Source organism: Geothrix sp., assembly GCF_020622065.1.
Classification (GTDB): Bacteria; Acidobacteriota; Holophagae; order Holophagales; family Holophagaceae; genus Geothrix.
This window is the reverse complement of the sequence record NZ_JAHRYQ010000001.1, coordinates 1,278,179-1,303,492: the sequence shown is the minus strand read 5'-3', so window position 1 is coordinate 1,303,492 and position 25,314 is coordinate 1,278,179. Positions and strand designations below refer to the sequence as shown.

The window sequence follows — 25,314 nt, the reverse complement described above, 5'->3', positions numbered from 1 at the left end:
CGCTTGCGGCACCAGCGTAGGATGAGGGCAGGAGTACCCCCATGACCAAGCCCCTCGTCCCCGCCGATCTGCTGAAGAACATCCAGGCCGCGGACAAGCCGGCCTCCGGCACCACGGCCGGAAGACCGAAGGCCTCTGCACACCCCAAGCCGGTCACCAAGGCGTCCACCAAGCCCCAGGGAAAGAGCGGCGTCACCCACACCCGCATGAGCAACCGCGGGAAGTAGCGGCCGCCACCCAGGGTCTATTCAGAACTGCAGGGCGGTCATCGCCAGCGTCGCCCCGAAGGAGAGGGCCAGCATGACCGCCAGCCGGAGGCCGAAGGCCCGCCCGCCCGCGATCCAGGCGAACCCGGCCTTGGCGAGGGTGTTCGCGCCGATGGCCAGCACGATGGCCAGCACGGCCGTGGCCGCCGGGAGCCCCACGGACCGCACCTGGCTGCTCACGGCCAGCGTGATCGCGACCACATCGGCCAGTCCCGAGAGACCGGCCGCCATCATGAGGCCGCGATCTCCGAACCCGTCCCGGGCGGCAGCGGAAACGAGCAGCACGGCGGCCAGCGCCAGGCCCCAGGCCAGGGCCCGCTTCAGGTGGAAGGGGTTGCGCACCGGCACCTCCTCCGCATCGATCTCGTGGGCCGCTCCGGACCGGAGGATCCACCAGGTCGCGGCGAGCAGCGTCACCACCATGGCGGCCAGGGGCGCCAGGAGGGGTCGCAGGAGATCCATTCCCCCCACCACGCCGGCGAGAAGCGCCACCCTCACCCCCATGACCGCGCAGGCCAGCATCACCGCCACCTGGCCGGGGCCGCGGAGGGAGGGATCAGTCTTGACCCGCCGCGACATGGTCACGGCCACGATGGTGGAGCTCACCATGCCGCCCACGAGCCCCGTCATCACCGCGCCCCGGCTCGATCCCAGGGTGCGGTTCAAGGCATAGCCCATGAAATCCACGGCCGCGACAAGGGCCACCATCCAGCCCACCTTCTGGGGCGAGAGCACCCCCCAGGGATCCAGGGTCTTCGATGGGAGCAGCGGCAGCAGGATGGCGAAGACGATGAGCAGCTGCATGGCGGCGGTCAGGTCTTCCCGGTGCAGGCGGGGAATCCAGGCGCGGAACCACGGTTTGGACAGCAGCAGCAGGGTGACGATCACCGTGACGGCCACGGCGAGGAGGGCGTCCCGCGTGAGGAGCATGCCCAGCAGGGGGGCGGCCAGGGCCGCGATCTCCGTGGTGAGGCCCCGCTCCGCCGAGCTGGTCTGGAAATAGAAGAGTCCGATGAGCAGCGCTGCGAACGCCTGCACGGCGATGGGCAGAGCCAGGCCCGTCCCGCCCACCTTCACGGAAACCCAGCCCAGGAGGGTGAGCAGGGCGAAGGTCCGCGCGCCCAGACTCCCCCGCAGGCCCTCGGCCTGATCAGATTCCCGGCGATGGTGGGGCTCATCGCGGCTCTCCTGGCTCCGCTCAAAGCCGCTGCGCTCGCGCTCCAGACCCATCATCAAGCCCAAGGCCACGGCCATGCCTGCTTCTTTCAGGGTGGACAAATCGAGGGTCAGCATGGAGCGCTCCAGAAATCGTCTAATCAGCCAGATTCCAGATCTGGATGTGGCTGGTGCGTTTCAGCACCTCGGCCACGAGTTCCGGCGCCGGAGATCCGTAGGTCCGGACCTGGAAGCGCTCGCCGCCCGGCAGGTGCACCAGGTGGACCGAGGCCCCGCCGGGAAAGTCGGGATGGTTGGCCAACGGCCGGGCGAGGGCGTCCAGGTCGAGCGCCTCGAACCAGCCCGAAGGCAGAGGCGCCGTGCGGGCTCCTGGAATCAGGGCGCCGACCTCCCGCGGCTGCAGAAGGACCAGATGGCTGCTTCCCTCCTGCCTGCCCAGCCAGCTGAGAAAGGGGGGCAGGTCGCCAAATCCGATGCCGCCCTTGCGCCATTCGGGCCAAGCCCGCAGGGAGGCCACGCCCGCCGCATCCGCCGCCGCCATGGCCAGGGCGGCCAAGTCCGGCACGGCCGGAGGGATCCAGGGTTCCACGCTCAGCATGCCGTCGAGCATGGCAGATCGGGTAGGCTGGGGCCCATGTGTACGATGCACCAGCCTGGAATGCCCAGATCGGCCCAAGCCCCAGGAGGGCGGCCATGACCGGAGCCCGGCCCGTCATCGCCACCGGGCAGCAGATCGGCGCCGGCTGGAGTCCGGCCCTGTCCGTGGCCAAAGCCCTGGCCGCATTGGCCGAAGCCCGGCGCAGCGGTGCCGAGGCCGTCTACTGGCTGGCGGACGAGGACCACGACCGCGCCGAGGTGGCGGGCGTCGTGGGCCTGGAGGGCGGCCGCCTGAAGCGCCATCGCTTCCGTTTCGAATCACGGACCGGCACCGCCACGGGCTGGCTGCCCTGGAACGCCACCCACCAGGCCGAGGCCGAGCGGCTCTGGGGCCCCCTGCCCCAGCCCCAGGAGCCCACGCTGCGGGGTCATGTCCTGGCCTTGGGCCAGCCGCTGTGGGACCGCGGCCTGCGTCCTTTTTCGCCGACGGAGCCTCGTATTCGGGCCTCCATCCAGACCGAGCTGGAACGGTGGCGGACCCTGAATCTCGAGGCACTGCTCATGCGGCAGGCGGAGGCTCTGGAGGCCCAGGGCGCACCGCTCCCCCTGGATCCGCGGGTGCAGGCCGCCTGGTTCTCCCTGGATCCCCAGTCGGGCCGGCGGCAGCGGCTGGAGCAGGGCGAGTCCCTGCCAGCCGGTCACTGGCTCAGTCCCGGTGCTGCCGTGCGCCCCCTGATGCAGTCCCTGCTGCTGCCCGTCGCCGCCGTGGTCCTCGGGCCTTCCGAGCGGGCCTACTGGCGTCTCTGCGAGCCGCTCTGGGAACGCGTGGGCCTCGCGGCGCCCAAGATCCTTCCGCGGCCAACGGTCTTCGTCATCCCCCCGGGCTTCAGCATCTCCCCTGACCAGCTCGATGCCCTCAGGCTGGGCGCCTGGGATCGCCTCGCGGCCTGGCCCGGCGCGCTTCCCACGGCCAGGTTCCATGCCCCCGAACCGGATAAATCCTGGCCTCAGGCCGTCCAGGCGCGCTTCCAGAAGGAACTCGCCCGGACCCGTGACCGCCTGACCAAGCTGGACCGCCGCCTGCACCGCGAGGCCGCCGCCCACCAGCTGAGCGGCGATCCCGAGCGGCTGCGCCAGCTCCTGTTCCCCTTCGACGCCCCCCAGGAACGCGTGATGCCCGGGGTTCCATGGCTGCGGAACGAGAACCTGCTCGATGCCATCCTGGAGCGCATGGATGGTGCATCTCCCGTGATCCTGGTGGAGGAACCATGAGCCCCGATCCTGAAACCACCGGCCTGGATGTCCTTGCCCTCGGCGCGCATCCCGACGATGTGGAGGTCCATGTGGGCGGCCTCCTGGCGCTGGCTACGGATCGCGGCTTGAAAGCCGGCATCCTCGACCTCACCAGCGGCGATCTCGGCACCCGCGGCACCGCCGAAACCCGCCGCGCCGAAGCCCAGGAAGCCGCGCGCATCCTCGGCGTGCCCCGTATCGTGCTGGACTTCCCCGATGGCCGGTTCACGGAGGAGGAATCCTACCGTCTGCGCCTGATGGCCGAGCTCCGGCGGCTGCGGCCCCGGGTGCTGATCCTCCCCGCCCCGGAGGACCGCCACCCCGACCATCGCCGGGCCCACCGCCTGGGCCGGGAGGCCGCCTACTACGCCGGGCTGAAGAACTACCCCTGCAGCGGAACCCCCTGGCGCCCCGAGGCGCTCGCCTGGGTGGGCGGCGAGAACCCCGGTCCGCCGGACCTGCTGGTGGATGTGAGCGCCGTGTGGGAGCGTCGCATGGCCGCCTTCGACGCCTTCGGCAGCCAGTTCACCCAGGACGCCTCGCAGCCCGCCACGCGCATCGCCCACCCCGCCTTCCGCCGCGGCGTCGTGGGCCGCGCCATGCACTGGGGCTCCTTCCTCATGTGCGACTGGGCCGAGGCCCTCTGGTGCGAGCGGCCCGTGCCCCCCGCCCTGCTCCGCCTGCTGGCGACGCTGGAGGGACGCTGACTTGAAGCGCTTCGAATCCGACCTGCTCGCGCAGATCCAGCGCCGCGGCGATGGCGTGAGCGGCCGGGTGCTGGTGGCCTGCTCGGGCGGAGGCGATTCGGTGGCGCTGCTGGTGCTGCTCTGGACGCTGCGGAAGAGCCTCGGCCTCGAGTTGACCGTGGCCCACGCGGACCACGGGCTGAGGCCAGAATCGGAAGAGGACGCGCACTTCGTACGGCAGCTCTGCCGGGCCTTGGATCTCGATCTCGTCGAGGCGACCCTCGGCGTGAGGGCCCACGCCGCATCACGGGGCCTCGGCCTCGAGATGGCCGCCCGGGAGCTGCGCTGGGACTGGCTGCGGCAGGAAGCCGGGCGCACCGCCACGGAGGCGGTCGCCACGGGGCACACGCTGGATGACCACACAGAGACCGTCTTCCTGCGCCTGGCCCGGGGTGGGGGCCTGGGCTGCCTGCACCCTCTCGCGCCGCGCCAGGGCCCCCGCTGGTCACCCCTGGCGGAGACGCGCCGTGCCGACCTCCGCGCCTACCTCAAGGCCCGGAACATCCCCTGGCGGGAGGACGCCACCAACGCCGAGCCCTTCACCGCGCGGAACCGCTGGCGGCCGCTGCTCGAGGAGATCCGCCGAGAAGCGAAGGAACTGGACCGCCACCTGTTCGAGACCCACCTGCAGGCCGAGGAGGCCGAGCAGTTGGCCCGGACCCTGATCGGCACCTGGGAGGGTTCGCGCTGGGTCATCCAGGACGAGGGTATTTCGTTCAAACGGGAGGTCTGGAGCGAGCGGGACCTGCGCTGGACCCTTGAAACCGCCTTCCGCCGGCTGGGTTGGCCCCGCGAGGCGACCCTGCTCAGGGGCCTTGCTCCCTGGCTGGCCGAACGCCTCTCCAGGGGTCGCAAACCCTCATCCTGGGGGAATTTCCACCTAAACCCTGAACCAGATGGCGGGTATCTGCATCTAAGACAAGGACCCGCGCCTTCCCGGACCTAGTAAACTGGAGGGCCACCTGGGCTCAGGCCCCAAGGAGTGACCCTTTGAATTCCATGATGAAAAGCGTTCTGGTCTGGCTGGGCATCGTCGCCCTCCTGGTTCTGGCCTTCCGCCAGATCCCCCAGAACAGTCGCCAGATCGAGATTCCCTTCTCGACCTTCTACACCGAGGGTGTGGGAGGCAAGTACAAATCCGTGACGCTGTCCGGATTTGATGTCGAAGGCACCTACAAGCAGCCCGAAAAGAACGCCAAGACCGGCGAGGCCATCGAGCGGTTCCGCACCGTGGCTCCGCCCATGCAGGACCTGGGCAAAGTCATCCTCAGCTGGAAGACCGAAGGGCAGCTCGAGGAGTTCAAGGCCGCCAAGCCCAGCGAGAACAACTTCGCCTATGTGCTGATGTTCTGGGCCCCCCTGCTGGTCTTCGTGGTGCTCTGGTTCGTCTTCATGCGCCAGGCCCAGATGGGCGGCAACAAGGCCCTGAGCTTCGGCAAGGCCCGCGCCAAGGGGCTTTCCACCAGCGCCAAGCGCATCACCTTCGCGGATGTCGCCGGTTGCGACGAAGCCAAGGAGGAGCTGAAGGAGATCGTCGACTTCCTGAAGGATCCCGCCAAGTTCGTGAAGCTGGGCGGCAAGATCCCCAAGGGCGTCCTGCTCATGGGCCCTCCGGGCACGGGCAAGACCCTGCTGGCACGCGCCATCGCGGGCGAGGCCAAGGTCCAGTTCTTCTCCATCTCGGGCTCGGACTTCGTGGAGATGTTCGTGGGTGTGGGCGCCAGCCGCGTGCGCGACCTCTTCGAGCAGGCCAAGAAGAGCGCCCCCTGCATCGTGTTCATCGATGAGATTGACGCCGTGGGCCGCCATCGCGGGGCCGGTCTCGGCGGCGGCCACGACGAGCGGGAACAGACCCTGAACCAGCTGCTGGTCGAAATGGATGGCTTCGAGGGCAATGAGGGCGTCATCCTCATCGCCGCCACCAACCGCCCCGATGTGCTGGACCCCGCCCTGCTCCGCCCCGGCCGCTTCGACCGGCGCGTGGTGGTGGACCGCCCCGATGTGAAGGGGCGCTTCGAGATCCTGAAGGTGCACACCACCGACAAGATCCCCCTCAGCCCTGATGTGGACCTGGAAGTCATCGCCCGCGGCACCCCCGGTTTCGCCGGTGCCGACCTGGCCAACCTCTGCAACGAGGCCGCCCTCACCGCCGCCCGCGGCAGCAAGAAGTGGGTGGAGATGGCCGACTTCGAGAATGCCAAGGACAAGGTCTACATGGGCAGCGAGCGCCGCAGCCTCGTGATGACCGAAGCGGACAAGCGCATCACCGCCTACCACGAGGCGGGCCACACGGTCGTCGCCGCCGTGGTGCCCGACAGCGACCCGATCCACAAGGTCACGATCATTCCCCGGGGACGCGCCCTCGGCGTCACCTGGCAGCTGCCGATCACGGACCGCTACAACACGACGCGCGACTACATGGAGAGCCGCATCGCCATCGCCATGGGCGGCCGCATCGCCGAGGAGATCTTCTTCAACCAGCTCAGCACTGGCGCGGCCAACGACATCCAGCAGGCCACCGAGATGGCCCGGTCCATGGTCACGGAATACGGCATGAGCGATAAGCTGGGTCCTCTCAATTTCGGCGGCGGCGGCAACCATGAGGTCTTCCTCGGTCGCGATTTCGCCCAGCACCGCGAGATCTCCGAAGACACCGCCCGCCTCATCGATGTCGAGGTGCAGGAATTCGTGCTCCGCAACTACGCCCGGGCCAAGTCGGCCATCGAGACCCACCGCGATCAGCTGGTGGCCATCGCCGAGGCCCTGCTGGTCCGCGAGACCCTCGATGGCAACGATGTCGAGATCCTCATGAAGGGCGGCACGCTGCCTCCCCCCAAGGCCGGCAGCACGCCCACCGCCCCAGCCACGGTGGAGGGACCGTCCACGGATCCCGGCCTCAATCCCGCCCTGAAGCCCGCCTAGGATGGCGCCGTTCGACTGGGGACCGCTTCTCGGGGGCGGTCCCCTTTTTCTCGGCATTCTGAATCTGACCCCAGACTCCTTCAGCGACGGGGGCCGGTTCGCGGGTCCCGCCGCGGCTCTGGAGCAGGCCCATGCCCTCGTCCAGGCCGGGGCAGGCATGCTCGACCTTGGCGCCGAGAGCACCCGCCCTGGGGCGGAGATCGTGGCCCCAGACACCGAATGGAGCCGTCTGGAGCCGGTCCTGTCCAGCCTCGCGGCGGCCCGTCCCGGGATCCCCCTCAGCCTGGATACGCGCTATGCGCTCACGGCCAGCCGTGGCCTCGCGACCGGCGTCAGGGTGATCAACGATGTCACGGGCTTTTCCGATCCGGCGATGCTGGCACTGGCGGCGCACTCCCCCTGCGGTCTCATCGCCATGCGGAGCCGCCGTGCGGGCGCGGGCTTCCACATGCCGCCCTACGACGATCCAGCCCCCCGGGATGCCGAACAGGCCCTTGCGGAGCTGCGCGCCGTCCGGGACCGCCTGCTCGGCGCCGGGATCTCCCCGGAGCGCCTACTGCTGGATCCCGGATTCGGCTTCGGAACCACCTTCGCGGAAGATCTCGCCCTGTGGGAGGCCCTGCCGCGCCTGCCGGAGCTCCTGGACTGGCCTGCCGAGCGGTTCTGCATTGGCCTTTCCCGGAAGCGCTTCCTGGCCATCCGGGCCGGCCGACCAGACCTCGCCCCCAACCTCCGCGACGGCCTCACGGCCCAGGCCCATGCCGAAGCAGCCCAATGGGGCTACCAGGTCTTCAGGACCCATGCCATCGCCTGAGGCCAGCGCCTGGGGCCAGCGGGTGAGGCGCCCGCCATCCTCGGTTAATCTGACGGCATGAGTCTTCGCTACTTCGGAACCGACGGCATTCGGGGCGCGGCCTATCGCTCTCCCCTCACCCTGGAGGAGGTTTCCCGCTGGGGCGCGGCCTGGGCGCAGGTGGCCCGGGAGGCGGGCGTCAAGCGCCTGGTGGTGGGCTGGGATCCCCGATCCAGCTCAGGCCCCATGTCCGAGGCATTCATCCTGGGCGTTGGCCTGGGCCTCCAGGTCCTGGTGCTCGGCATGGCTCCCACGCCCGCCGTGGCCTGGAAGGTGGCGAAGCTGACGGCGGAGGGCGGAAAGACCTGGGGCCTCATGATCTCGGCCAGCCACAATCCGCCCGAGGACAACGGGCTGAAGGGCTTCAACGAACTCGGCGAGAAGCTCGAGGAGGACCAGGAGCGGGCCATCGAGGCCGCCTTCGAGGCCCTGCCAGAACCGACCACCATCTCCGCGCCGCCCAGCCGCCTGGAACTCCGACCCTACCTGTCCCACCTCGGGGGCATCGACCTGCCCGACGACTTCAAGGTCGTAATCGACTGTGCCCACGGCGCCACGGCCGAGGCCGCCCTGGAGCTCTTCCGGGGCCGCGGCATCCACTGGCTGGGCGTACCGGCGGACGGCCCGAGGATCAATGTCGGCGTCGGCTCCACCCATCTGGATGCCCTCTCCACCGCCGTGCTGGCCCACCAAGCCCAGCTGGGCATCGCCTTCGACGGCGATGGCGACCGCTGTCTGCTGGTGGACGGTTCCGGCCAGACAGTGGATGGCGACCAGATGGTCTGGCTGCTGGCCCAGGATCGCGTGGCCTGCAACGACGCCCCGCCCGGTGTGGTGGGCACCCTGATGACCAATGGCGGCCTGGCTCAGGCCCTGGCTCACGCTGGCATCCCCTTTGTCCGCACCGCCGTGGGCGACAAGTTCCTGCTGCGGGAGATGGCCAGGCGGGGCTGGGACTTGGCCGCCGAAGCCTCCGGCCACCTCATCCAGAAACGCGTGGGTCCCAGCGGCGATGGGCTCGCGGCGGCGCTCTCGATCCTTCGCGCCCTCCTGCACCGCCCCGCGGATCGGCGCTGGGAGTGGACTTTCCGCCCCTGGCCCCAGCGCCTCGTCAATGTGGTGGCCCGCGACCGCAAGGCTCTCGAGGCCTGCGTGGACCTCACCTCCGCCATGGCCGCCGTCGATGCCCGCTGGGGTGAAGGCGTGCGTCAGGTGGTGCGCTGGTCCGGCACCGAGCCCAAGCTCCGCCTCATGGTGGAGGCTCAGGAATCCGCGTGGGTGGATCAGGCCCTCCACGAACTCGAAGCCGCGGCCCGCCGCGACCTGACGCTGGCCTAGGACCGGACATGGCGCCCGATGTCCGCCGCCCCGTCGACCGCTGGCTGGTGTTCTTCGCCCTGGCCCTGGTGGCCGTGGGCATGGTCTGGATCTATTCGGCCTCGGCCATCAAGGCCTCCCAGAACCACGCCGCCGCCACGGCCTTCCTCACCCGCCAGCTCCTCGGCGGCTGCATCGGCATCGCTTTCATGCTCGCCCTCTCCCAGGTGGACCTCGCCCCGCTTCAGGATCATCCCCGCCCCCTGCAGATCGCCTACGGGATCCTGGTGGTCCTGCTGCTCGCCGTGCTGTTCCTGGGGCCGAAGATCAACGGCGCCCACCGCTGGATCCGCCTCGGCCCCATGAGCCTGCAGCCCTCGGAGCTCTTCAAGCCCCTGTCCGTTCTCCTAGCCGCGGGCTGGATGGTGCGCCACCGCGAGGCCTGGTCGAACCATCGAGATGCCCTTCCCAAGCTGCTGGGCCTCACGGGCGTCATGCTCATCCCGCTCGCCCTGATCCTCCGCGAACCCGACTTCGGCACCACCTTCCTGATCGTCTTCGTGACGCTGATGGTGGTGTTCCTCGGCGGCGCGCCCAAGTGGATCTTCGCCGTGGCGATCCCCGTCCTCGGCGCCCTGGGCACCGCCTTCGTGGTGTTGTCGCCCTACCGGCTGGCCCGCGTGACCAGCTTCCTCAATCCCGCGGCCGACCCCCTGGGCAAGGGACACCAGGCCCTCCAGAGCCTCGTGGCCGTGGGCAATGGCGGCTTCATGGGCGTGGGTCTGGGCGGCGGGAAGCAGAAGCTGTTCTTCCTGCCCGAGGCCCACACGGATTTCATCTATGCAGTGATCGCCGAGGAAGCGGGCCTGATCGGAACCATCACGATCCTGGCGCTCTTCATCGCGATCCTGTGGCGGGGCTACCGCATCGCCCGCCGCGTGGGCGACGCCTACCTCAAGCTCTGCGCCATGGGCTTCGTGCTGCTGCTGGTGGTGCAGGCCCTCATGAACATGAGCGTGGTGCTGTCGCTGGCGCCCAACAAGGGCATTCCCCTGCCCTTCATCTCCTTCGGGCCCAACAGCCTCATCGCCAGCCTGGTCTGCCTGGGCCTGCTGCTCTCCATCAGCAAGGAAGCCGGGTCAGCCTAGTCAGGGCCGCCCAGGTGGATCGGCTCGTCATCGTCATCATCCACCAGCGTGATGTTGGAGCCGCCGGCCAGCAGCACCGCGTCTTCGTACATGTTCTTCAGCTTCGGCTCGAAGCGCTCTGCCTGGGCCAGCCGCGGGTCCGCCCGGAATGACAGGGAACGCCGCAGAAGGCCGTGCAGATCCGAGGGCTCCAAGCCCAGGATCGCCGCCAGGATCTTCAAGGGATTCGTGGCTTCGGCACCGACCAGGCTCGTCGTGCCGTACAGGGTGTCGCCCTCCCATCGGAGTTCCGTCACGAGGGGCCGCAGGTCCAGCTGCTTGGCCTGTTTCCGTCCCTCGACCTTCCCGCCCTTCTCCCAGATCCATTCGGAGGCGGCGAGGAAGGCCGTCGACCGGGCCCGGGCGCCCTCCGCCCGCTCCCTTGGACAGGTCCAGCACCAGTGGGCGGCCGTGGCCAGCTCCGCCAACGGCGAGGCGTAGGGTGCGTGCGGTTCCCATCCATGGATGCGCAGGCCTTCGGGAAGCCGCGCGTTCAACCGCGCCTGCAGGGCTTCGACGGGCTCTGCGGACTCCTTCCGGAGCGAGAGTTCGATCCATTCCGATAGCCCGCCGGCTCCAGCCGGCAGCGGGAGCGCCACGCGCAGCATGGGCCGCGGGCGCTTGCCCAGGTCCAGGGCCAAGCGGAAACCCTCCAGGCGGAAGGCCTGCAGGAAGAGGGCGTGCAGGTCCCCATCGTCGAAATCCAGCGCCGGGCCCTCCTTGGCGTACGCCGCGCGGACGGCGGTGCGCTGGGTATCCAGTTGCCACCCGGCCTCGCGCTTGACCTGGGCTCTGGCCGCCAAGGGTTCGAGCCGGGCGGCGACGGTTTTGACGATGGCCGGGTCGGCGCCGTCCCGCCGTGCGGATCGCAGCAGATCCAGGGCCTCTTCCGTAAGGTCCGCCGCGGCCACCGCCTCGACGACCACCCCCGGGTCTTCCGCCATCCCGACGAACAGGATCTGCCGTAGAGCCTGGAGTGGCGCCGGTTCGCGGCTCTCACCGCCACGCGCCATGGCCGCCAGGGCTGCGGCAAGCCGGGCCTGCCGGGCCTTCGCCTCGGCGGGGATGAAGGAAGGATGCCCAAGGTCGCCCACGCTCCAAGGATAGTGAGTGGAAGGTCGGAGCGTGGAGGAAACCCCACCCCTCTTCTCCGCAGAAATCGAGAAAAAGGAACGGTCCTTACTGCCGGCCCGAGGGGGGATTTCCACATCCTCTGTGGGAACCGGGTGTGCAATCCGGAAGAATGCCTTCCAATTCAAGCCACTTGGATCCGTGCTGGATTTTGGTGGCAGGTGCCCGACTTCACGCACCCATTGACAGATGCCTCCGGGTTGGTTCAACGCGTCCTCTACGCCGCATGTCAGACCTTTTGCCTTTCGGCGTCCGACCCGCCAAGCTGGGATCTATCGCCATGATCCACGACCCCTACCTCGTCCCCCCCCTCCCGGCCTCGTGGCCGTATGAGCCCGGCTCGCCGCTCCGACCGCTGGGATGCCGGATCAACCTTGAGCTCCCCAGCCTCGGCGGCGGCTGGCGTGTCTGCACGCCCGGGGGCGTCGCCCCCGTCGGCGAGGCGGTTCCCCTGGAAGGCGCCTTCGGCCGGGGCGGCATCGTCCGCGTGGGCGATATGGTGATGCGTCCCTACCGGCGCGGCGGCCTGCTGCGCCACTTGAACGAACGCACCTACCGCTCCCATCTTCGCTTCGCGGCAGAGCACGCCGTGCACCGCGGCCTCTGGGAGGCGGGGTTCCCGACCGTGGAACCGCTCGGCTACGCGTGGCGGCCCACCCGCTTCGGCGTGGAAGGCGTGCTGTTCACGCGCATGGCGGAGGGCGAGACCTGGCCCCGCCGCTGGGACCTGGGCACCGCCCGCGCCGGAGAACTCCGCCAGGCCATCGCCTGCCTCTGCGAATGGGGCCTGTGGGCTCCCGATCTGAACGCCACCAATGTGATGCTGCCGGAAGCTGGCGGGGTCCTGCTGCTCGACTGGGACCGCGCCCGCTTCGAGCCCGAGGGCGCGGATCTCTGGCCCCGCTACCGCGCGCGGCTCGAGCGCAGCCTCCGCAAGCTGGGGGCGCCCGCCGAGGCCTTTGCGATCATTGGATCTGAACCGCGTCCTTGATGAGCACGGTCTTCACCGGCAGGTTCAGGAAATCGCTGCGCTTGTTGCTCGTCTTCACGGCCTTGATGCGGTCGACCACATCCATGCCCTTGATGACCCGGCCGAACACGCAGTAGCCCCAGGTCTTGTCATTGGTCTTGCCCTTGAAATCCAAGGTGGGGTTGTCCACCACATTGATGAAGAACTCCGCGGCCGCGCTGTGGGGGTCCGGCGTCCGGGCCATGGCCACCGTCCCGCGCTTGTTCTTCAGGCCCGCCGCCAAGGCGCGGTCGGCCTCATTGGGGATGGAGGCGTCCGTGCGCTTCTTCCCCAGGTAATCCACATAGCCGCCGCCCTGGATCATGAACCCCGGAATGACGCGGTGGAAGATGGTGCCTTTGTACTGGCCCTTCTTCACATACTTCAGGAAATTGTCCACCGTCTTCGGCGCGGCTTCGGGCTCGAGTTCCATGACGATCACGCCCATGGAGGTATCCAGCTTCACCTGGGGCTTGGGGCCGGCACTCAAGGCCAGCGCGGCCATCGACAAGAGGAGGGCGATCAGGGGGCGCATCGGGTCTCTCCAGGGGGATCTCCCAGGATAGCGCCGACGGGCCCTAGTACGCGCCCAGACTCCGGGCGAGGGCATCCCGCTGGCCCTTGAAGCCCTGTTCATCCCGGGCTTCGCGGATCTGGAGCCGCGCCTGCTCCCGCTGGCCGAGCTTCAGCAGGGCCTGGGCCCGCATGAGGGCCACCCAGCCCCGCTGGTCCACCGCGGCCGTCTTCGCGGGGTACAGGGCCAGGGCGCCCCGGGCATCACCGGTCTGGAACCGCAGATCGGCCACCAGGATCCCGAGGGGTTCGCGGAGCTCTCCCTTCTCGGTGCACCGGGCCCACCAGCCCTCGGCTTCCTTCAGACGCTGGACCTGGGTCTCCCCCTTCCCCATCGGGCGCTGCAGCAGGCGCAGCAGCGCCTTCATCCGCTCCGGTCCGGGCCGTGCCCGTCCTAGCGCGCTTCGCAGCTGCGGCCAGCGCTCCAGCGCCGCTTCCGCCCGTGCCCGCGCCAGGGCTTCGTCCGGCGTATCCCCGCGGAGCGGCAGCAGCTTCAGCACGCCCTGCGGCTGGGCTTCCGGCTGGACCTTGGCCAGAGCGGCCTTGCGCAGCCCCGGACGCTCCTTGGCGGGAGCTTCGGCGATCAGGGACGGCAGGGCCTCCAGCAGGCCGTTGAAGGCCAGGAGCTCCGCCACCCCCGTGCGGCCCTTCGCTTCCAGCGCCAGGAAGGCGCCCGGTTTCAGGCGCGCCAGCAGCTCGCCCGGGAAGCCCTTCTCCAGCCGCTGGGCCACCCAGGCGTTCCAGGCGACCCGCCAGAGTTTCTTCGCTTCGGGTTCACTCGGGACGCCGCCCCCCTCCATGGCCTCCGCCAAGTTGAGAGATTCCTCCCAGAGCGACTTCCCCACCAGCACCCGCAGCTCCACGATCTGGGCGGGCCCCTTGGGCAGCTTCCGGCCGCCCTTGCGGATCTCGGCCAGCAGGGATTCCGCGCTGGGCATGTCCTTGGCATCGGCCAGGCTTCCATCCGTGAGCAGGCTCGCCAGGGCCAAGCGGGCGTCATCCGCCTGGACCGAGCTCGGATGGTCCTTGATGAGCTTGCGCAGCACCTCGGCCGAGCCCTTGGCATCTCCCGTGCGTCCCAGGGTCTGGCCATAGGCCAGGTTCACCCGGGCCAGCAGCTCGCTCTTGGGGTAGAGGTTCAGGAAGGCATTCCGGCTGCCTTCGATCTGGGCCCGGTCGCCCGCCGCGCCCAGGATCTCCACGATGGCCGCCAGCCCCTTTTCACTGGGTTTCTCGTTGCCCTCCAGGGGGCGGAGCGACTGCACGATGGGCATGCCCTCCCGGGGCCGGCCCTGCTCCACCAGGGTCCACAGCAGCAGTTCCTGGGCCTTCCGCTTGCGCTCCGAGGTGAGGTCGGAGGCCAGGGCTCGGTGCAGGCGGCCCTCCGCATCCTTGAAGCGCCGCTGCCCGACGGCCTCTTCCGCCAAGAGGGTCTGGACCTCCCCCATGAAAGGGGACTTGGGCCACTGCTTCTCCAGCTTCTTCAGGGGCGGGGCCGCCGCGCTGAGGTTCCCCAGGCGGGCTTCCAGCATGCCCTGGGCGTAGAGCACCAGCTCCCGCTCCGGCACCTTGCTCGACTTGAAGGTGTGGCCTTTCAGCCGGCCGAGCAACGCACGGATGGCGGTGGGGTTTTCTGCCCTCAGCGCCTCCTTGGCCAGCTCGGCGGCCTGGGCGTCCGTCATCCGCTGGGTGGCCTTCTCCTGTGCGGCGGTCCCGCCGGGGGCGGCCTTGGGCGACCCGTGCTGCCCCAGGAGGGAGGCCGTGGCGAACAGGATGACCAGGCCCGCGGGACCGTTCACGCGAGCCACCGCGCCAGCAGGTTCTTCTTGCCCTGGTCGAACTCCTCATCCGTGAGCAGGCCCTTGGCCTTCAGCGCGGCGAGCCGCTCGAGGTCCACCAGGGCGTCCGGCTTCTCGGCCGCTCCCCCCCCGGGGGCGATCTGGTTGGCCAGGATCTCCATGCGCCCCAGGGTGGTTTCCAGGCGTTCGGCCCGCTCGGTCAGGGCCTTCACCTTCTCCCGCAGCTCGTCGCGTTCATGGGCCATGTCCCGGCGCTCCATGAGACGCCGGAGGGTGTTTCGGAACTGGTCAATCTGCATGGGCTTGGTGACGAAGTCGAAGGCGCCCAGCTCCATGGCCTCCGTCGCCTCCCGCACGCTGCCGAAGCCCGTCAGGACCAGGACCGTGCAGCTCGGGTTGGTGTTCAGGGCGGCCCGGAGCACATCCATCCCCGACATGCCCGGCATCACCAGATCCGTGATCACCAGCTCGAAGGGGGGCTTGGCTGACCGCAACAACCGGTCGGCCTCCTCTCCCGTCGCCGCGGTCACCACCTGGAAGCCCTCACCCATCAGCAGCGTGGACAGCGTCTCCCGGGGCACGGGATCGTCGTCCACCAGCAGCAGTCTGGGGGGCGGCAGATGGGGCGGAACGATGGGACGAGGGGTCACGGGGGATCCTGGGGCTGGCCTAAAGATACCTTTTCGGCCCGATCCGTGCCCGACTCGAGCCTGGGGCTCATGCCGCCCCCCGCAGGCGGTAGACGAAGGCCAGGACCTGGGCCACGGCCTGGTAGAGGTCCTTGGGGATGGGCTGGTCCACCTCGACCGCCCGGTAGAGCGCCCGCGCCAGTTCCGGCCGCTCCAGGGTGGGCACACCGGCCTCCCGGGCTCGTTCGCGGATCTTCAAGGCGAGGTGGTCCAGGCCCTTGGCCACGCAGATCGGCGCGGCGGTCTGCTCGTCGTAGCGGAGGGCGATGGCCACATGGGTGGGGTTGGTCACCACCACCGTCGCCTTGGGGACTTCCGCCAGCATGTGCCTGCGCGCCGTGGCCTGCATGATGGACTTCTGCCGCTGCTTGACCTCGGGGCTGCCCTCGGAGTCCTTCGCCTCGTCCTTCACCTCCTGCTTGGTCATGCGGATGCTCTTCTCCCAGGTGAACCGCTGCCAGGCGAAGTCCGACAGGGCGAGCAGGAGCATGGCCAGCATCACATTCCGGTAGAGCGCGAAGACCGCGCTCTGGAACAGATCCAGCGACTGGCCCAGGGGCAGCTTCAAGGTATCGAGCAGGATCGGGATCCGCGGGGCCAGCACGGCGTAGGCCACGCCGGTCAGCAGGGTGAATTTGGCCAGGCTCTTGATGAGGTCCATGGCGGCCCGGGAGGAGAAGATCCGCTTGAAGCCCTGGGCCGGGTTCAGGCGGTCGAACTTCGGCTGGAGCGGCTTCGTGCTGAAGCTGAAGCCCCGCTGGGCAAACCCGGTCGCCAGGGCCACCAGCAGATTCACGGCCAGGAAGGGGAGCAGGAGGCGCCCCAGGATCATCACCACATCCCCCAGCAGGGAGACGCGGCCCGCTTCCGCCAGCGCCCCGGGCTGGGCACGGCGCAGGAAGTGGGCCACCTGCTGGGCCATCAGCGCCATGGTGGTGCCGCCCAGCCCCATGAAGAGGAAGAAGTTCCCCCAGAGAAGCACCGCCCCATCGAAATCCGTGCTTCGAGAGACGGATCCCTCATCGCGGGCCTTTTGCCGGCGCCGTGGGGTGGCCTTCTCGGTGCGGCCGGGATCGTTCGCCATCTCAGCCCCCCAGCAGCTTCAGGGCCAGGCGCGGCGCCGTCTCGAACAGCGGCACCAGCCAGGGGCCCAGCTCCCGGAGCAGGAGCCCGAGAATGACCATGCCCAGGGCGATCTTCAGGGGGAAACTCAGCTGGAGCAGCTGGAGCTGGGGCATGAACTTGCCGCAGATGCCCAGGACCAGATCCAGGAGGAAGAGTACGGCCAGCACCGGGAAGGCCAGCTGGAACCCCTTGGCCAGCAGCTGCCCCAGGAGCGAAACCAGGCCCATCACCTGCAGCGGCACGCCCTGCCCCAGGGGCGCCACGCGGTAGCTGTCCACCAGGGCCACGATCATCTGATGGTGCAGGCCCGTCACGAACACCAGCAGCGTCGCCGTCTGCATCATCAGCGACCCGGACACGGAGGTGCTCTGGGAGCTGGAAGGATCGATGAACTGCACGAAGGAGAAGCCCATCTGAGTGTCCATGAGGGTGCCTGCAAAGGCCACAGCCTCGAGGATCCAGGCCACCACGGTGCCCAGCAGCAGGCCGACGGCCAGCTCTGAGGCCATGAGGCCCAGCAGTTCCGGCAGGCCGGCCGGCACCGCGGCCGGAACGGGGATCACGGGAAGGATCACCGTGGCCAGCAGCGCGCCCAGGGCCGCACGGATCTGGAGGGGCATCTGCTCGGAGCCGAGCATGGGAAAGGCCGCCAGCAGCCCCGTGATGCGCGTGAGCACCAGCATCCAGAGCACCGCCTTGGCACCCGTGAAGGCCCAGATGGCGGAACTGGAGAGGGTCGGCGTCATGGTCCGCCTCAGTTCAACTGCCGTACGACACCGTTGAACTCCGTGAACATGCGGGTGGTGAACTGCAGCATGACCTGGAGCATCCAGGGGAAGCTGATGGCCACCACCACCATCACGGCCACGACCTTGGGCACGAAGGCGATGGTCTGGTCCTGGAGGCTGGTCACCACCTGGAACACCGAGATCAGCAGGCCGACCACCAGTGACACCACCAGGGCGGGTCCCGCCACCAGCAGCGCCGTGCGGAGGGCATCCTTCCCGATCTGGGCGATCAGAAGCTCGTTCATCCGGTGTACCCCCTCACGAGCGACCCGACGATGAGGTACCAGCCGTCCACCAGCACGAACAGGAGCACCTTGAAGGGCAGCGAGATCACCACGGGCGGCAGCATCATCATGCCCATGCTCAGCAGGATGCTCGCCACCACCATGTCCACCACCAGGAAGGGCAGGAAGATCATGAAGCCGATCTCGAAGGCGGTCTTCAGCTCGCTGATGAGGAAGGCCGGCAGCAGGCATTCCATGGGGACATCGGCCTTGGTCTTGGGCGCCTGGGCCTTGGCGATGCGGAGGAACAGCGCCAGATCCTTCTTGCGGGTGTGGCGCAGCATGAACACCTTCATGGGCGCCGCCGTGCGGTCCAGGGCCTGATCCGTGGTCAGCTCGTTGCGCTGCAGGGGCTGCAGCACCGTGGCGTTAATTTCTCGGGCCGTGGGCGCCATGATGAAGAAGGTCAGCACCAGCGACAGGCTGATGAGCACCTGATTCGAGGGCGTCTGCTGAGTGCCGAGGCCCTGGCGGAGGAAATGCATGACCACCACGATGCGGGTGAAGCTGGTGGCGGTCATGAGGATGGTCGGCGCCATGGTGAGGATGGTCAGCAGCAGCACCGCCTGGAGGCTGGAGCTGAGGGCCGGGCCCGAGGGCGTCTTGCCGAAATCCACCGTCAGGGAGGGCAAGGGGGCCGGCTGCTGCGCGCAGAGGCTCAGCCCGGCCAGGAGCAGAAAGGCGACGGGCAGCCAGCGGAGGATGCGCTTCACTGGCCACCTCCGCCCTGCTTCAGGAGGGCCTCCATCTCCTTCACGGGCACCGGGCGGCCCAGGTCCACCTGGCGCGACAGGGCCTCGTCGAAACTGTCCGGCTCACCCCGGTCCCCGGGATCGAGGCGGGAGATGAGGCTGATGCCCTGGGGCGTCAGCCCGATGAGGAACCGTTCCCCCTCGGCCTCGAGGATGGACACGAAGCGGCGGTCGCCCAGGGCGAGGGTTTCCTCCACCCGCAGCTTCCCGCCACCACCTCCGGGGAGACGGCCCCGCCCGTATTTCCTCAGCGCCCAGAGGCTTCCGCCCGCCAGGCCCAGGACCAGCACCAGCGACCCGAAGGCCCGCAGCCCCGAGGGGGCGCTTTCGGGGGCCTGTCCCGGAGTCGGTTTTCCGTCCTCCAGCGTCAAGGGAGCCTGCAGTTCCTTCTCCGCCGGGGTGGGCGGCGGCGCGGGCCGGTCTGTGCCCTGGGCCCCGAGACCCAGGCCCAGCAACAATCCAAAGGACAGCACGATCCGACGCAGCACGACAAACTCCCGACACAGTGCAGGAGAAGGGCGAGACGGATGCCAGGGCTAGTTCGGACGGGCCGGATGGGGGACCCGCACATCGAAGAGCACCCTCCAGGTGCCCGATTCCAGGGTCCAGATGCGGAGATAGCTGGCGGAAGCGCCGGCTTCGTCAGGCATGGTCTCTCCGCAGGTCCAGGCCAGGTCCCCGGCTCGGGAGACCTTGATCCGGCCCGGCTCCCAGCGGGTTCCGGGCCCCTCCGCCTGAAGAACCCCGGTGATCGCGGCCATTCCTCGGAGGGGAGGGTGCCCCCGCCGCAGGATCCGGGCGTCCCGGGCGAGCCAGGGAAGGAGGGCCGAACCGCCCTTCACGGCCCAGGCCCTGGACAGCTGTGATTCCAGCCGCTGGAGGGCCGCACTGGGATCCTGATCCTCGGTCTGCCCCTTGCGGCCCGCCGAAGGCCCCCCAGATGCAACCCCGGCGGCAAACAGGGCGGCGGGCTGCGCCGCTGCCGGGTGGGGCACACCGATGTCGGCCTCCACCTTCCAGCGCCCATCGCGTTGCTGCCGCCAGAGCGACAGGAAGTGGCCATGAACCAGGGGCGTCTCGCCTTTTTTCGCGGCGTAGGCCCAGGGGCCCAGGCTCCAGGCCAGGTCGCCGGAGGCGGCGAGACCCATGGCCTCGGGGTACCACGCGAGGTGGCCCGGGTCACCGGGTCCAGATCCGTAGTGCTCCCGGGCGGAAGTCATGCGGGGCGTGAAGACCAGGGCGTCCGGCTCCAGGCATGCCAGGAACGCCGTGCGGATCCCCTGCTCGTCGGCCAGACGGGCGAAGGCCAGCTCCGCTTGAAGGACCGGTTCGAGGGTAGGCCCCTGCGCCAGGAGCGAAGCCCCGACCGCCAGCACCCAGGGGAGACAGTTCAGGCGTCCCGGCACGGCTCCTCCGCAAGGTGTCCGAACCCTACCATCGTTGCGGGTCAGCCTCCAGCGGCGTAGGGTGGAAACCTCGTCACGCGATCTTTCCAGGAGCTGCCATGCCTTCCTATCAGCTCACCGTGAACGGCCGCATCCGCACCGTGGATGCCGAGGCCGACACGCCCCTCTTATGGATCCTGCGCGACACCCTCGGGCTCACGGGCACCAAGTTCGGATGCGGCCAGGGTGTCTGCGGATCCTGCACCGTCCACCTCGATGGGCAGGCCGTGAAGTCCTGCCAGACGAGCCTCAAGGAGGCCGCCGGGCACGCCGTCACCACCGTGGAGGGCCTGTCGAAGGATGGCTCCCACCCGGTGCAGCAGGCCTGGATCGCCGAGGATGTGGCCCAGTGCGGCTACTGCCAGCCCGGCATGATCATGACCGCCGCGGCACTGCTCAAGCGCCAGGCCCATCCCACGGACGGCGACATCGACGAGGCCTTCGCCGATCATGTCTGCCGCTGCGGCACCTATCCGCGCATCCGAAAAGCCGTGAAGCGCGCCGCCGGAGGTGTGAAATGACCAGCCGCCGCGACTTCCTGAAAGTGACCGGCGCCACCGGCGCAGGCCTGGTGCTGGGCCTGCACCTGGACGCCAAGCCCGGCCCGGGCGAACCCGCCAGGACCGCCTTCCACCCCAATGCCTTCCTAGCCATCAGGCCCGACGGCACGGCGCAGATCACCGTGCCGAAGGTGGAGATGGGCCAGGGCGTGCGCACGGCCCTGCCCCTGGCCCTGGCCGAGGAACTCGACCTCGACTGGTCGAAGATCGAAGTGGTGAACGCCCAGCCGGGTCCCGATTTCAAGGGCATGCAGACCGGCGGCAGCACCAGCGTGAGCACCACCTGGGATGCCCTCCGCAAGGTCGGGGCCGCCGCCCGGGAGATGCTGAAGGCCGCCGCCGCCGCCCAATGGAATGTGGGCGTGGGGCAGTGCCGGACCGAGAAGGGCTTCGTGCTGGGCCCGGGCGGGAAGAATCTGGGCTACGGCGCCCTCGTGGCGGACGCCGCCAAGCTGCCCGTCCCCAAGAATCCCCTGCTCAAGAAGCCTTCGGACTTTCGGCTGGTGGGCCAGCGGACCCCCCGGTTCGACGGTCCCGCCATCGTCACGGGCAAGGCCATCTTCGGGCTCGATGTGCGACGGCCCGGCCAACGCTTCGCCGCCGTCCTGCGCTGCCCCGTGTTCGGCGGGAAGCCCAAGGCCTGGGATGCGGCCAAGGCCAAGGCCGTGCGCGGCGTGAAGGCCGTGGTCGAAGTCCCCACGGGCCTGGCGGTCGTGGCCGAGAGCACCTGGGCGGCCTTCAAGGGGCGCGAGGCCCTCGCCGCCACCACCACCTGGGACGAGGGTCCGGCCCGTACCTTCAGCTCCGCCGATCTGGAGCGGCGCTCCCGGGCAGCGCTCACGGGCCCCGCCGACGAGGTCCGGCGCGAGGGGGATGTGGAGAAGGCCCTGGCGGCCTCGGCCCGGGTGCTGGAGGCGGATTACAGCTTCCCCTACCAGGCCCATGCCACCGTCGAACCCATGAACGCGACTGCGGTGATGCATGCGGACAGCGCCGAGATGTGGGTGGGGAGCCAGTCCGCGAACCGCGCCCAGGAGCGGGCCGCGGCGGCCGTCGGCCTCAAGACCGAGCAGATGAAGGTGACTGTGCCCCTCATTGGCGGGGGCTTCGGCCGCCGCCTCGGCACGGACTTCAGCACCGAGGCCGTCCAGGTGGCCAAGGCCATGGGCGGCGGCCCCGTGCAGGTGGTGTGGGACCGGGAGGACGATTTCCGCCACGACCTCTTCCACCCCGCCACCCTCCACCGCCTAAGGGCGGGCCTCGACGCCTCCGGCGCCCTCACCGCCTGGGCCCATCGCATCGCCGGCCCAGCCGTCATGAGGTCCTGGACCGGAGGCCAGAAAGTCCCGGCCCAGGCCGCCGTGGAGGCCAACGGCGCTTTGGACACGCCCTATGCCGTTCCCGCCATCGCGGTGGATTTCGCCGAGGTGGAAGTCCCCACGCCCCTGGGCTGGTGGCGCGGCATCCAGATCGTGCCCAATGTCTTCGCCCGGGAGTGCTTCCTCGATGAAGTGGCCCATGCCCTCGGCCGGGATCCCCTCAAGCTCCGCCTCGACCTGCTCGGTGACCGCGGCCTGGTCAAGTTCGGCCGCGAAGAGGCCGACATCCGACGCCTCCGGAAGGTGCTGGAGGTGGTCGCCGCCCAGGCGGGCTGGGGCCGGAAACTGCCGGTCGGCCATGGCCTTGGTCTCGCCTGCCATGCCTATGATGGCCGCACCTATGCCGCCCAGGTGGCCGAGGTGTCGGTGACGAAGGGGCGGCTCCGCATCCACAAGGTCACCTGCGCCGTGGACTGCGGGCTCGTGGTGAATCCGGCGGGCCTCGAAGCGCAGATTGAAGGCGGCATCGCCTTCGGCCTGTCGGCCCTGTTCACGGCCGTCACCTTCGACAAGGGCCAGGCCCAGCAGACGGCCTTCCAGGACTTCCCCCTGCTGCGGCTCGAGGACATGCCTGCCGTGGAGACCCATGTGGTGCCCAGCGTCGAAGCCCCCTCCGGCATGGGCGAACCACCGGTGCCCATCGCCATTCCCGCGGTGCTGAACGCCGTCTTCTCGGCCACGGGAAAGCGGATCCGGAAGGTGCCTTTGGAGGGTGGCCGAATCTAGTTTTTCCGGTTCGACACCTGTCTTCACACCGGATGTAGGATGATGGCGACCATCCCACATCCGGAGGTGCCCCATGGCGGTGTTCACCCTGTCGGTCAATGGCCGCTCGCATACAGTGGAGGCGTCCCCGGACATGCCGCTGCTATGGGTGCTTCGCGACCGCCTCAAGCTCACCGGCACCAAGTTCGGATGCGGTCAGGGCCTCTGCGGCGCCTGCACCGTGCACCTGGGCGGGGAGCCGGCCCGGTCCTGCATCACCCCCGTGGGCGATGTCGGATCCCAGCGCATCACCACCATCGAGGGTCTGGATCCCCGTGGGACCCACCCCCTGCAGAAGGCCTGGATCGAGGCGGATGTGTCCCAGTGCGGCTACTGCCAGACCGGCCAGATCATGACCGCCGCGGCCCTGCTGGCCAAGCATCCGAAGCCCACGGACCGGGACATCGACCAGGCCATGGGGGAGAATGTGTGCCGCTGTGGCACCTACCTGAGGATCCGCGAGGCCATCCACCTGGCCGCGGGCCGGGGGAAGGAGGTGGCACCATGAGCACCACCCGCCGTGACTTCCTCAAGACCACGGGCGCGCTCACCCTGGCCTTCACCTTGCCGGTGAAGCTGAAGGGCGCCGCCACCCCGACGCCAGCCCCCGCCTTCGAACCCAACGGCATGCTGCGGATCGATCCCGATGGCACCGTCACCGTCTGGGCCACGCGAACCGAGATCGGCCAAGGCGTGCGCACCAGCATGGCCATGACCATCGCCGAGGAGCTGGAGGCGGACTGGTCCCGGGTGAAGGTCCTCCAGGCCTCCACCGCGCCGCGCTTCGGCGACCTCGGCGTCACCGGCGGCAGCCAGACCACCCGCAGCACCACGATGGCGCTCCGCAAGGTGGGCGCCCAGGCCCGGGAGATGCTTCTGCAGGCTGCGGCTGACACCTGGGGCGCACCGAAGGCCGAGTGCCAGGCCCGCGGGGGCCGCATCCAGCATCCGCCCACGCAGCGGAGCCTGGACTACGGCGAGCTGGCGGCCCGGGCCTCGAAGCTCCCGGTCCCGGCCGACCCGCCCTTGAAGGCCGCGAAGGACTTCCGCATCCTCGGCCGGAATGTGGCTCGCGTGGACGGCCCGGACCTCGTCACCGGGAGGGCCCAGTTCGCCACGGATCTCCACCTGCCCGGCATGCTGGTGGCCAGCATCGAACGCTGTCCGGTCTTCGGCGGCAAGGTGAAATCCTTCGACGCCTCCGCGGCCCTGAAGGTGCCCGGCGTGAAACAGGTGCTGGAGGTCCCCAGCGGCGTGGCCGTCTTCGGCGAGGACACCTGGGCGGCCTTCGCGGGCCGCGAGGCGCTCAAGGTGCAGTGGGACGAGGGGCCGGCCGCGAAGCTGGACAGCGCCGCCCTCCGCCGGCAGTTCGAGGAGCGGCTCAAGTCCCCCGGCAAAACGGTGCGCGAGGTGGGCGATGCCGCCCGGGCCCTGCCCAAGGCCGCCAAGCGGATCAAGGCCACCTATGACGCTCCCTTCCTGGCCCACGCCACCATGGAGCCCATGGTCGCCGTGGCCGATGTCAGGCCGGACCGCTGCATGATCTGGGCCCCCACCCAGGCCGCGGGCATGGCCCTGCCCTTCGTGGAGAGGCTCACGGGCCTGAAGGCGGACCGCATCGAGATCCAGGTCACCTTGGCGGGCGGCGGCTTCGGGCGCCGGGCCATGGCCGACTTCGTCCTCGATGCCGTGGCCTGCTCCAAGGCCGTGGGCACCCCCGTGAAGGTGCAGTGGACGCGCCCCGACGACTTCCAGCACGACGGCTACCGCCCCGCCACCCTCCACGAACTGGAGGCAGGTCTGGATGCGAAGGGCCGGCCCGTGGCCTGGATGCACCGGTTCGCCGGCCCCTCCATCGCCGCTTCGAACCACTTCCCCTGGCCTCCCGAGGCCGTGGAGTTGGCCGGGGCCGCGGACCTCCCCTACGACATCCCCAACCTCCATGTGGAATGGGGTCAGAGTGACACGCCCGTCCCTGTCTGGTTCTGGCGCGCCGTGCCCGCCAGCTTCAACCCCTTCGTCACCGAGTGCTTCCTGGACGAGCTGGCCCACGCCGCCGGCAAGGATCCCCTGGACTTCCGCCTCCAGAACCTTCCGAAGGCCCCGCTGAAACTGGGCCAACACGAGTTCGATCCCGCGCGCTATCGCGCGGTGCTGGAGCTGGCCGCGGACAAGGCCGGGTGGCGGAAGCGGAAGCTCCCCAAGGGCTGGGGCCGGGGCATCGCGGCCCATGCCTACCTCGACTGCGGCACCTATGTGGCCCAGGTGGCCGAGGTGGAAGCCAAGGCCGGCGGCGGGATCCGTGTGCACCGCGTGGTCTGCGCCGTGGACTGCGGCCAGGTGCTGAACCCGCGGAATGTGAAGGGCCAGATGGAAGGCGGCATCGCCTTCGGCCTGAGCGCCGCCCTCTACGACGAGATCACCCTCAAGGATGGCCGCGTGACCGCCTCCAGCTTCTCGGAACACCCCATCCTCCTGCTGCCGTCCATGCCCAAGGTGGAGGTCCACTTCGTGCCCAGCGATCTGCCCCCAGGCGGCGTAGGAGAACCTGGCCTGCCGCCCCTGGCCCCGGCCGTGGGCAATGCCGTGTTCGCCGCCACCGGCAAACGCATGCGGAGCCTGCCGCTCCTCCCTCCGGCGCTCCGCAAGGCATAATCC

General features: G+C 69.4%; 25 protein-coding genes. 13 read left to right on the top strand and 12 right to left on the bottom strand.

Annotated features, from left to right (window positions below):
• The first annotated feature begins 41 nt into the window (after positions 1-41).
• Positions 42-227, top strand: a complete 186-nt coding sequence (locus QZ647_RS06125) for a hypothetical protein (protein WP_291271313.1) — start codon at positions 42-44, stop codon at positions 225-227.
• Positions 228-248: 21 nt separating this feature from the next.
• Here the strand turns inward: QZ647_RS06125 and QZ647_RS06120 are convergent, their stop codons facing one another.
• Both QZ647_RS06120 and QZ647_RS06115 read right to left on the bottom strand, forming a co-directional pair.
• Entirely contained in the window at positions 249-1,559 is a 1,311-nt protein-coding gene (locus QZ647_RS06120) for a DUF4010 domain-containing protein (RefSeq protein ID WP_291271312.1), read from the bottom strand.
• A 19-nt stretch (positions 1,560-1,578) separates the two neighbouring features.
• Positions 1,579-2,052 (bottom strand): hypothetical protein, encoded by a 474-nt coding sequence (locus QZ647_RS06115; RefSeq protein ID WP_291271311.1) that lies wholly within the window; start codon positions 2,050-2,052, stop codon positions 1,579-1,581.
• An 83-nt stretch (positions 2,053-2,135) separates the two neighbouring features.
• On the opposite strand from QZ647_RS06115, the gene bshC reads away from it, so the two are divergent.
• Genes bshC through ftsW form a run of 7 tightly spaced genes read left to right on the top strand, consistent with a single transcriptional unit; the run spans position 2,136 to position 10,318 of the window.
• Positions 2,136-3,311, top strand: coding sequence for a bacillithiol biosynthesis BshC (gene bshC, locus QZ647_RS06110; RefSeq protein ID WP_291271310.1), 1,176 nt, complete (start codon positions 2,136-2,138; stop codon positions 3,309-3,311).
• Positions 3,308-4,039, top strand: coding sequence for a bacillithiol biosynthesis deacetylase BshB1 (gene bshB1, locus QZ647_RS06105; RefSeq protein ID WP_291271309.1), 732 nt, complete (start codon positions 3,308-3,310; stop codon positions 4,037-4,039). Before bshC ends, bshB1 begins: the two co-directional genes overlap by 4 nt.
• A 1-nt stretch (position 4,040) precedes the next feature.
• Positions 4,041-5,024: a tRNA lysidine(34) synthetase TilS gene (gene tilS / locus QZ647_RS06100; RefSeq protein ID WP_291271308.1), complete on the top strand. Its 984-nt coding sequence runs from the start codon at positions 4,041-4,043 to the stop codon at positions 5,022-5,024.
• 56 nt (positions 5,025-5,080) lie between these two features.
• Positions 5,081-7,000 carry an ATP-dependent zinc metalloprotease FtsH gene (gene ftsH / locus QZ647_RS06095; RefSeq protein ID WP_291271307.1) on the top strand — a complete coding sequence of 640 codons (1,920 nt, stop codon included), beginning with the start codon at positions 5,081-5,083 and terminating at the stop codon, positions 6,998-7,000.
• 1 nt (position 7,001) lies between these two features.
• On the top strand, positions 7,002-7,814 hold the full coding sequence (gene folP / locus QZ647_RS06090; RefSeq protein ID WP_291271306.1) for a dihydropteroate synthase: 813 nt from the start codon (positions 7,002-7,004) through the stop codon (positions 7,812-7,814).
• Positions 7,815-7,871: 57 nt separating this feature from the next.
• Complete coding sequence (gene glmM, locus QZ647_RS06085; protein ID WP_291271305.1) at positions 7,872-9,191, top strand: hypothetical protein; 1,320 nt, start codon at positions 7,872-7,874, stop codon at positions 9,189-9,191.
• Between the two features lie 8 nt (positions 9,192-9,199).
• A complete protein-coding gene (gene ftsW / locus QZ647_RS06080) occupies positions 9,200-10,318 on the top strand; it encodes a putative lipid II flippase FtsW (protein ID WP_291271304.1) in 1,119 nt (372 codons plus the stop codon).
• Here ftsW and QZ647_RS06075 read toward each other — a convergent pair.
• Positions 10,315-11,451 (bottom strand): TIGR03936 family radical SAM-associated protein, encoded by a 1,137-nt coding sequence (locus tag QZ647_RS06075; protein ID WP_291271303.1) that lies wholly within the window; start codon positions 11,449-11,451, stop codon positions 10,315-10,317. The two genes, ftsW and QZ647_RS06075, sit on opposite strands and share 4 nt — an antisense overlap.
• A gap of 317 nt (positions 11,452-11,768) precedes the next feature.
• Here QZ647_RS06075 and QZ647_RS06070 point away from each other — a divergent pair, with 317 nt between their 5' ends.
• Positions 11,769-12,479 (top strand): lipopolysaccharide kinase InaA family protein, encoded by a 711-nt coding sequence (locus tag QZ647_RS06070; protein ID WP_291271302.1) that lies wholly within the window; start codon positions 11,769-11,771, stop codon positions 12,477-12,479.
• On the opposite strand, the gene QZ647_RS06065 is transcribed toward QZ647_RS06070, so the two are convergent.
• The 9 genes from QZ647_RS06065 to QZ647_RS06025 form a co-directional block, all read right to left on the bottom strand.
• Positions 12,454-13,032, bottom strand: a complete 579-nt coding sequence (locus QZ647_RS06065; protein WP_291271301.1) for a peptidylprolyl isomerase — start codon at positions 13,030-13,032, stop codon at positions 12,454-12,456. The genes QZ647_RS06070 and QZ647_RS06065 overlap by 26 nt on opposite strands.
• A 43-nt stretch (positions 13,033-13,075) precedes the next feature.
• Positions 13,076-14,869, bottom strand: coding sequence for a hypothetical protein (locus QZ647_RS06060; RefSeq protein ID WP_291271300.1), 1,794 nt, complete (start codon positions 14,867-14,869; stop codon positions 13,076-13,078).
• Positions 14,866-15,519, bottom strand: coding sequence for a response regulator (locus QZ647_RS06055; protein WP_286353237.1), 654 nt, complete (start codon positions 15,517-15,519; stop codon positions 14,866-14,868). The genes QZ647_RS06060 and QZ647_RS06055 overlap by 4 nt, the downstream gene beginning before the upstream one ends.
• Before the next feature lie 67 nt (positions 15,520-15,586).
• Positions 15,587-16,642, bottom strand: coding sequence for a flagellar biosynthesis protein FlhB (gene flhB, locus QZ647_RS06050; protein ID WP_286353238.1), 1,056 nt, complete (start codon positions 16,640-16,642; stop codon positions 15,587-15,589).
• A gap of 1 nt (position 16,643) precedes the next feature.
• Entirely contained in the window at positions 16,644-17,429 is a 786-nt protein-coding gene (fliR, locus tag QZ647_RS06045) for a flagellar biosynthetic protein FliR (protein WP_291271299.1), read from the bottom strand.
• Between the two features lie 8 nt (positions 17,430-17,437).
• Positions 17,438-17,716 (bottom strand): flagellar biosynthesis protein FliQ, encoded by a 279-nt coding sequence (gene fliQ / locus QZ647_RS06040; RefSeq protein ID WP_286353240.1) that lies wholly within the window; start codon positions 17,714-17,716, stop codon positions 17,438-17,440.
• Entirely contained in the window at positions 17,713-18,468 is a 756-nt protein-coding gene (fliP, locus tag QZ647_RS06035; RefSeq protein WP_291271298.1) for a flagellar type III secretion system pore protein FliP, read from the bottom strand. The genes fliQ and fliP overlap by 4 nt, the downstream gene beginning before the upstream one ends.
• On the bottom strand, positions 18,465-18,995 hold the full coding sequence (locus QZ647_RS06030; RefSeq protein ID WP_286353242.1) for a flagellar biosynthetic protein FliO: 531 nt from the start codon (positions 18,993-18,995) through the stop codon (positions 18,465-18,467). Before QZ647_RS06030 ends, fliP begins: the two co-directional genes overlap by 4 nt.
• A gap of 48 nt (positions 18,996-19,043) precedes the next feature.
• On the bottom strand, positions 19,044-19,913 hold the full coding sequence (locus QZ647_RS06025; RefSeq protein WP_291271297.1) for a nuclear transport factor 2 family protein: 870 nt from the start codon (positions 19,911-19,913) through the stop codon (positions 19,044-19,046).
• Between the two features lie 98 nt (positions 19,914-20,011).
• Here QZ647_RS06025 and QZ647_RS06020 point away from each other — a divergent pair, with 98 nt between their 5' ends.
• The 4 genes from QZ647_RS06020 (at position 20,012) to QZ647_RS06005 (ending at position 25,311) form a co-directional block, all read left to right on the top strand.
• On the top strand, positions 20,012-20,473 hold the full coding sequence (locus tag QZ647_RS06020; RefSeq protein WP_291271296.1) for a (2Fe-2S)-binding protein: 462 nt from the start codon (positions 20,012-20,014) through the stop codon (positions 20,471-20,473).
• A complete protein-coding gene (locus tag QZ647_RS06015; protein ID WP_291271295.1) occupies positions 20,470-22,617 on the top strand; it encodes a molybdopterin cofactor-binding domain-containing protein in 2,148 nt (715 codons plus the stop codon). Before QZ647_RS06020 ends, QZ647_RS06015 begins: the two co-directional genes overlap by 4 nt.
• A gap of 73 nt (positions 22,618-22,690) precedes the next feature.
• Positions 22,691-23,164, top strand: a complete 474-nt coding sequence (locus QZ647_RS06010; protein ID WP_291271294.1) for a (2Fe-2S)-binding protein — start codon at positions 22,691-22,693, stop codon at positions 23,162-23,164.
• Positions 23,161-25,311, top strand: a complete 2,151-nt coding sequence (locus QZ647_RS06005; RefSeq protein WP_291271293.1) for a xanthine dehydrogenase family protein molybdopterin-binding subunit — start codon at positions 23,161-23,163, stop codon at positions 25,309-25,311. Before QZ647_RS06010 ends, QZ647_RS06005 begins: the two co-directional genes overlap by 4 nt.
• The last annotated feature ends 3 nt before the right edge of the window (positions 25,312-25,314 follow it).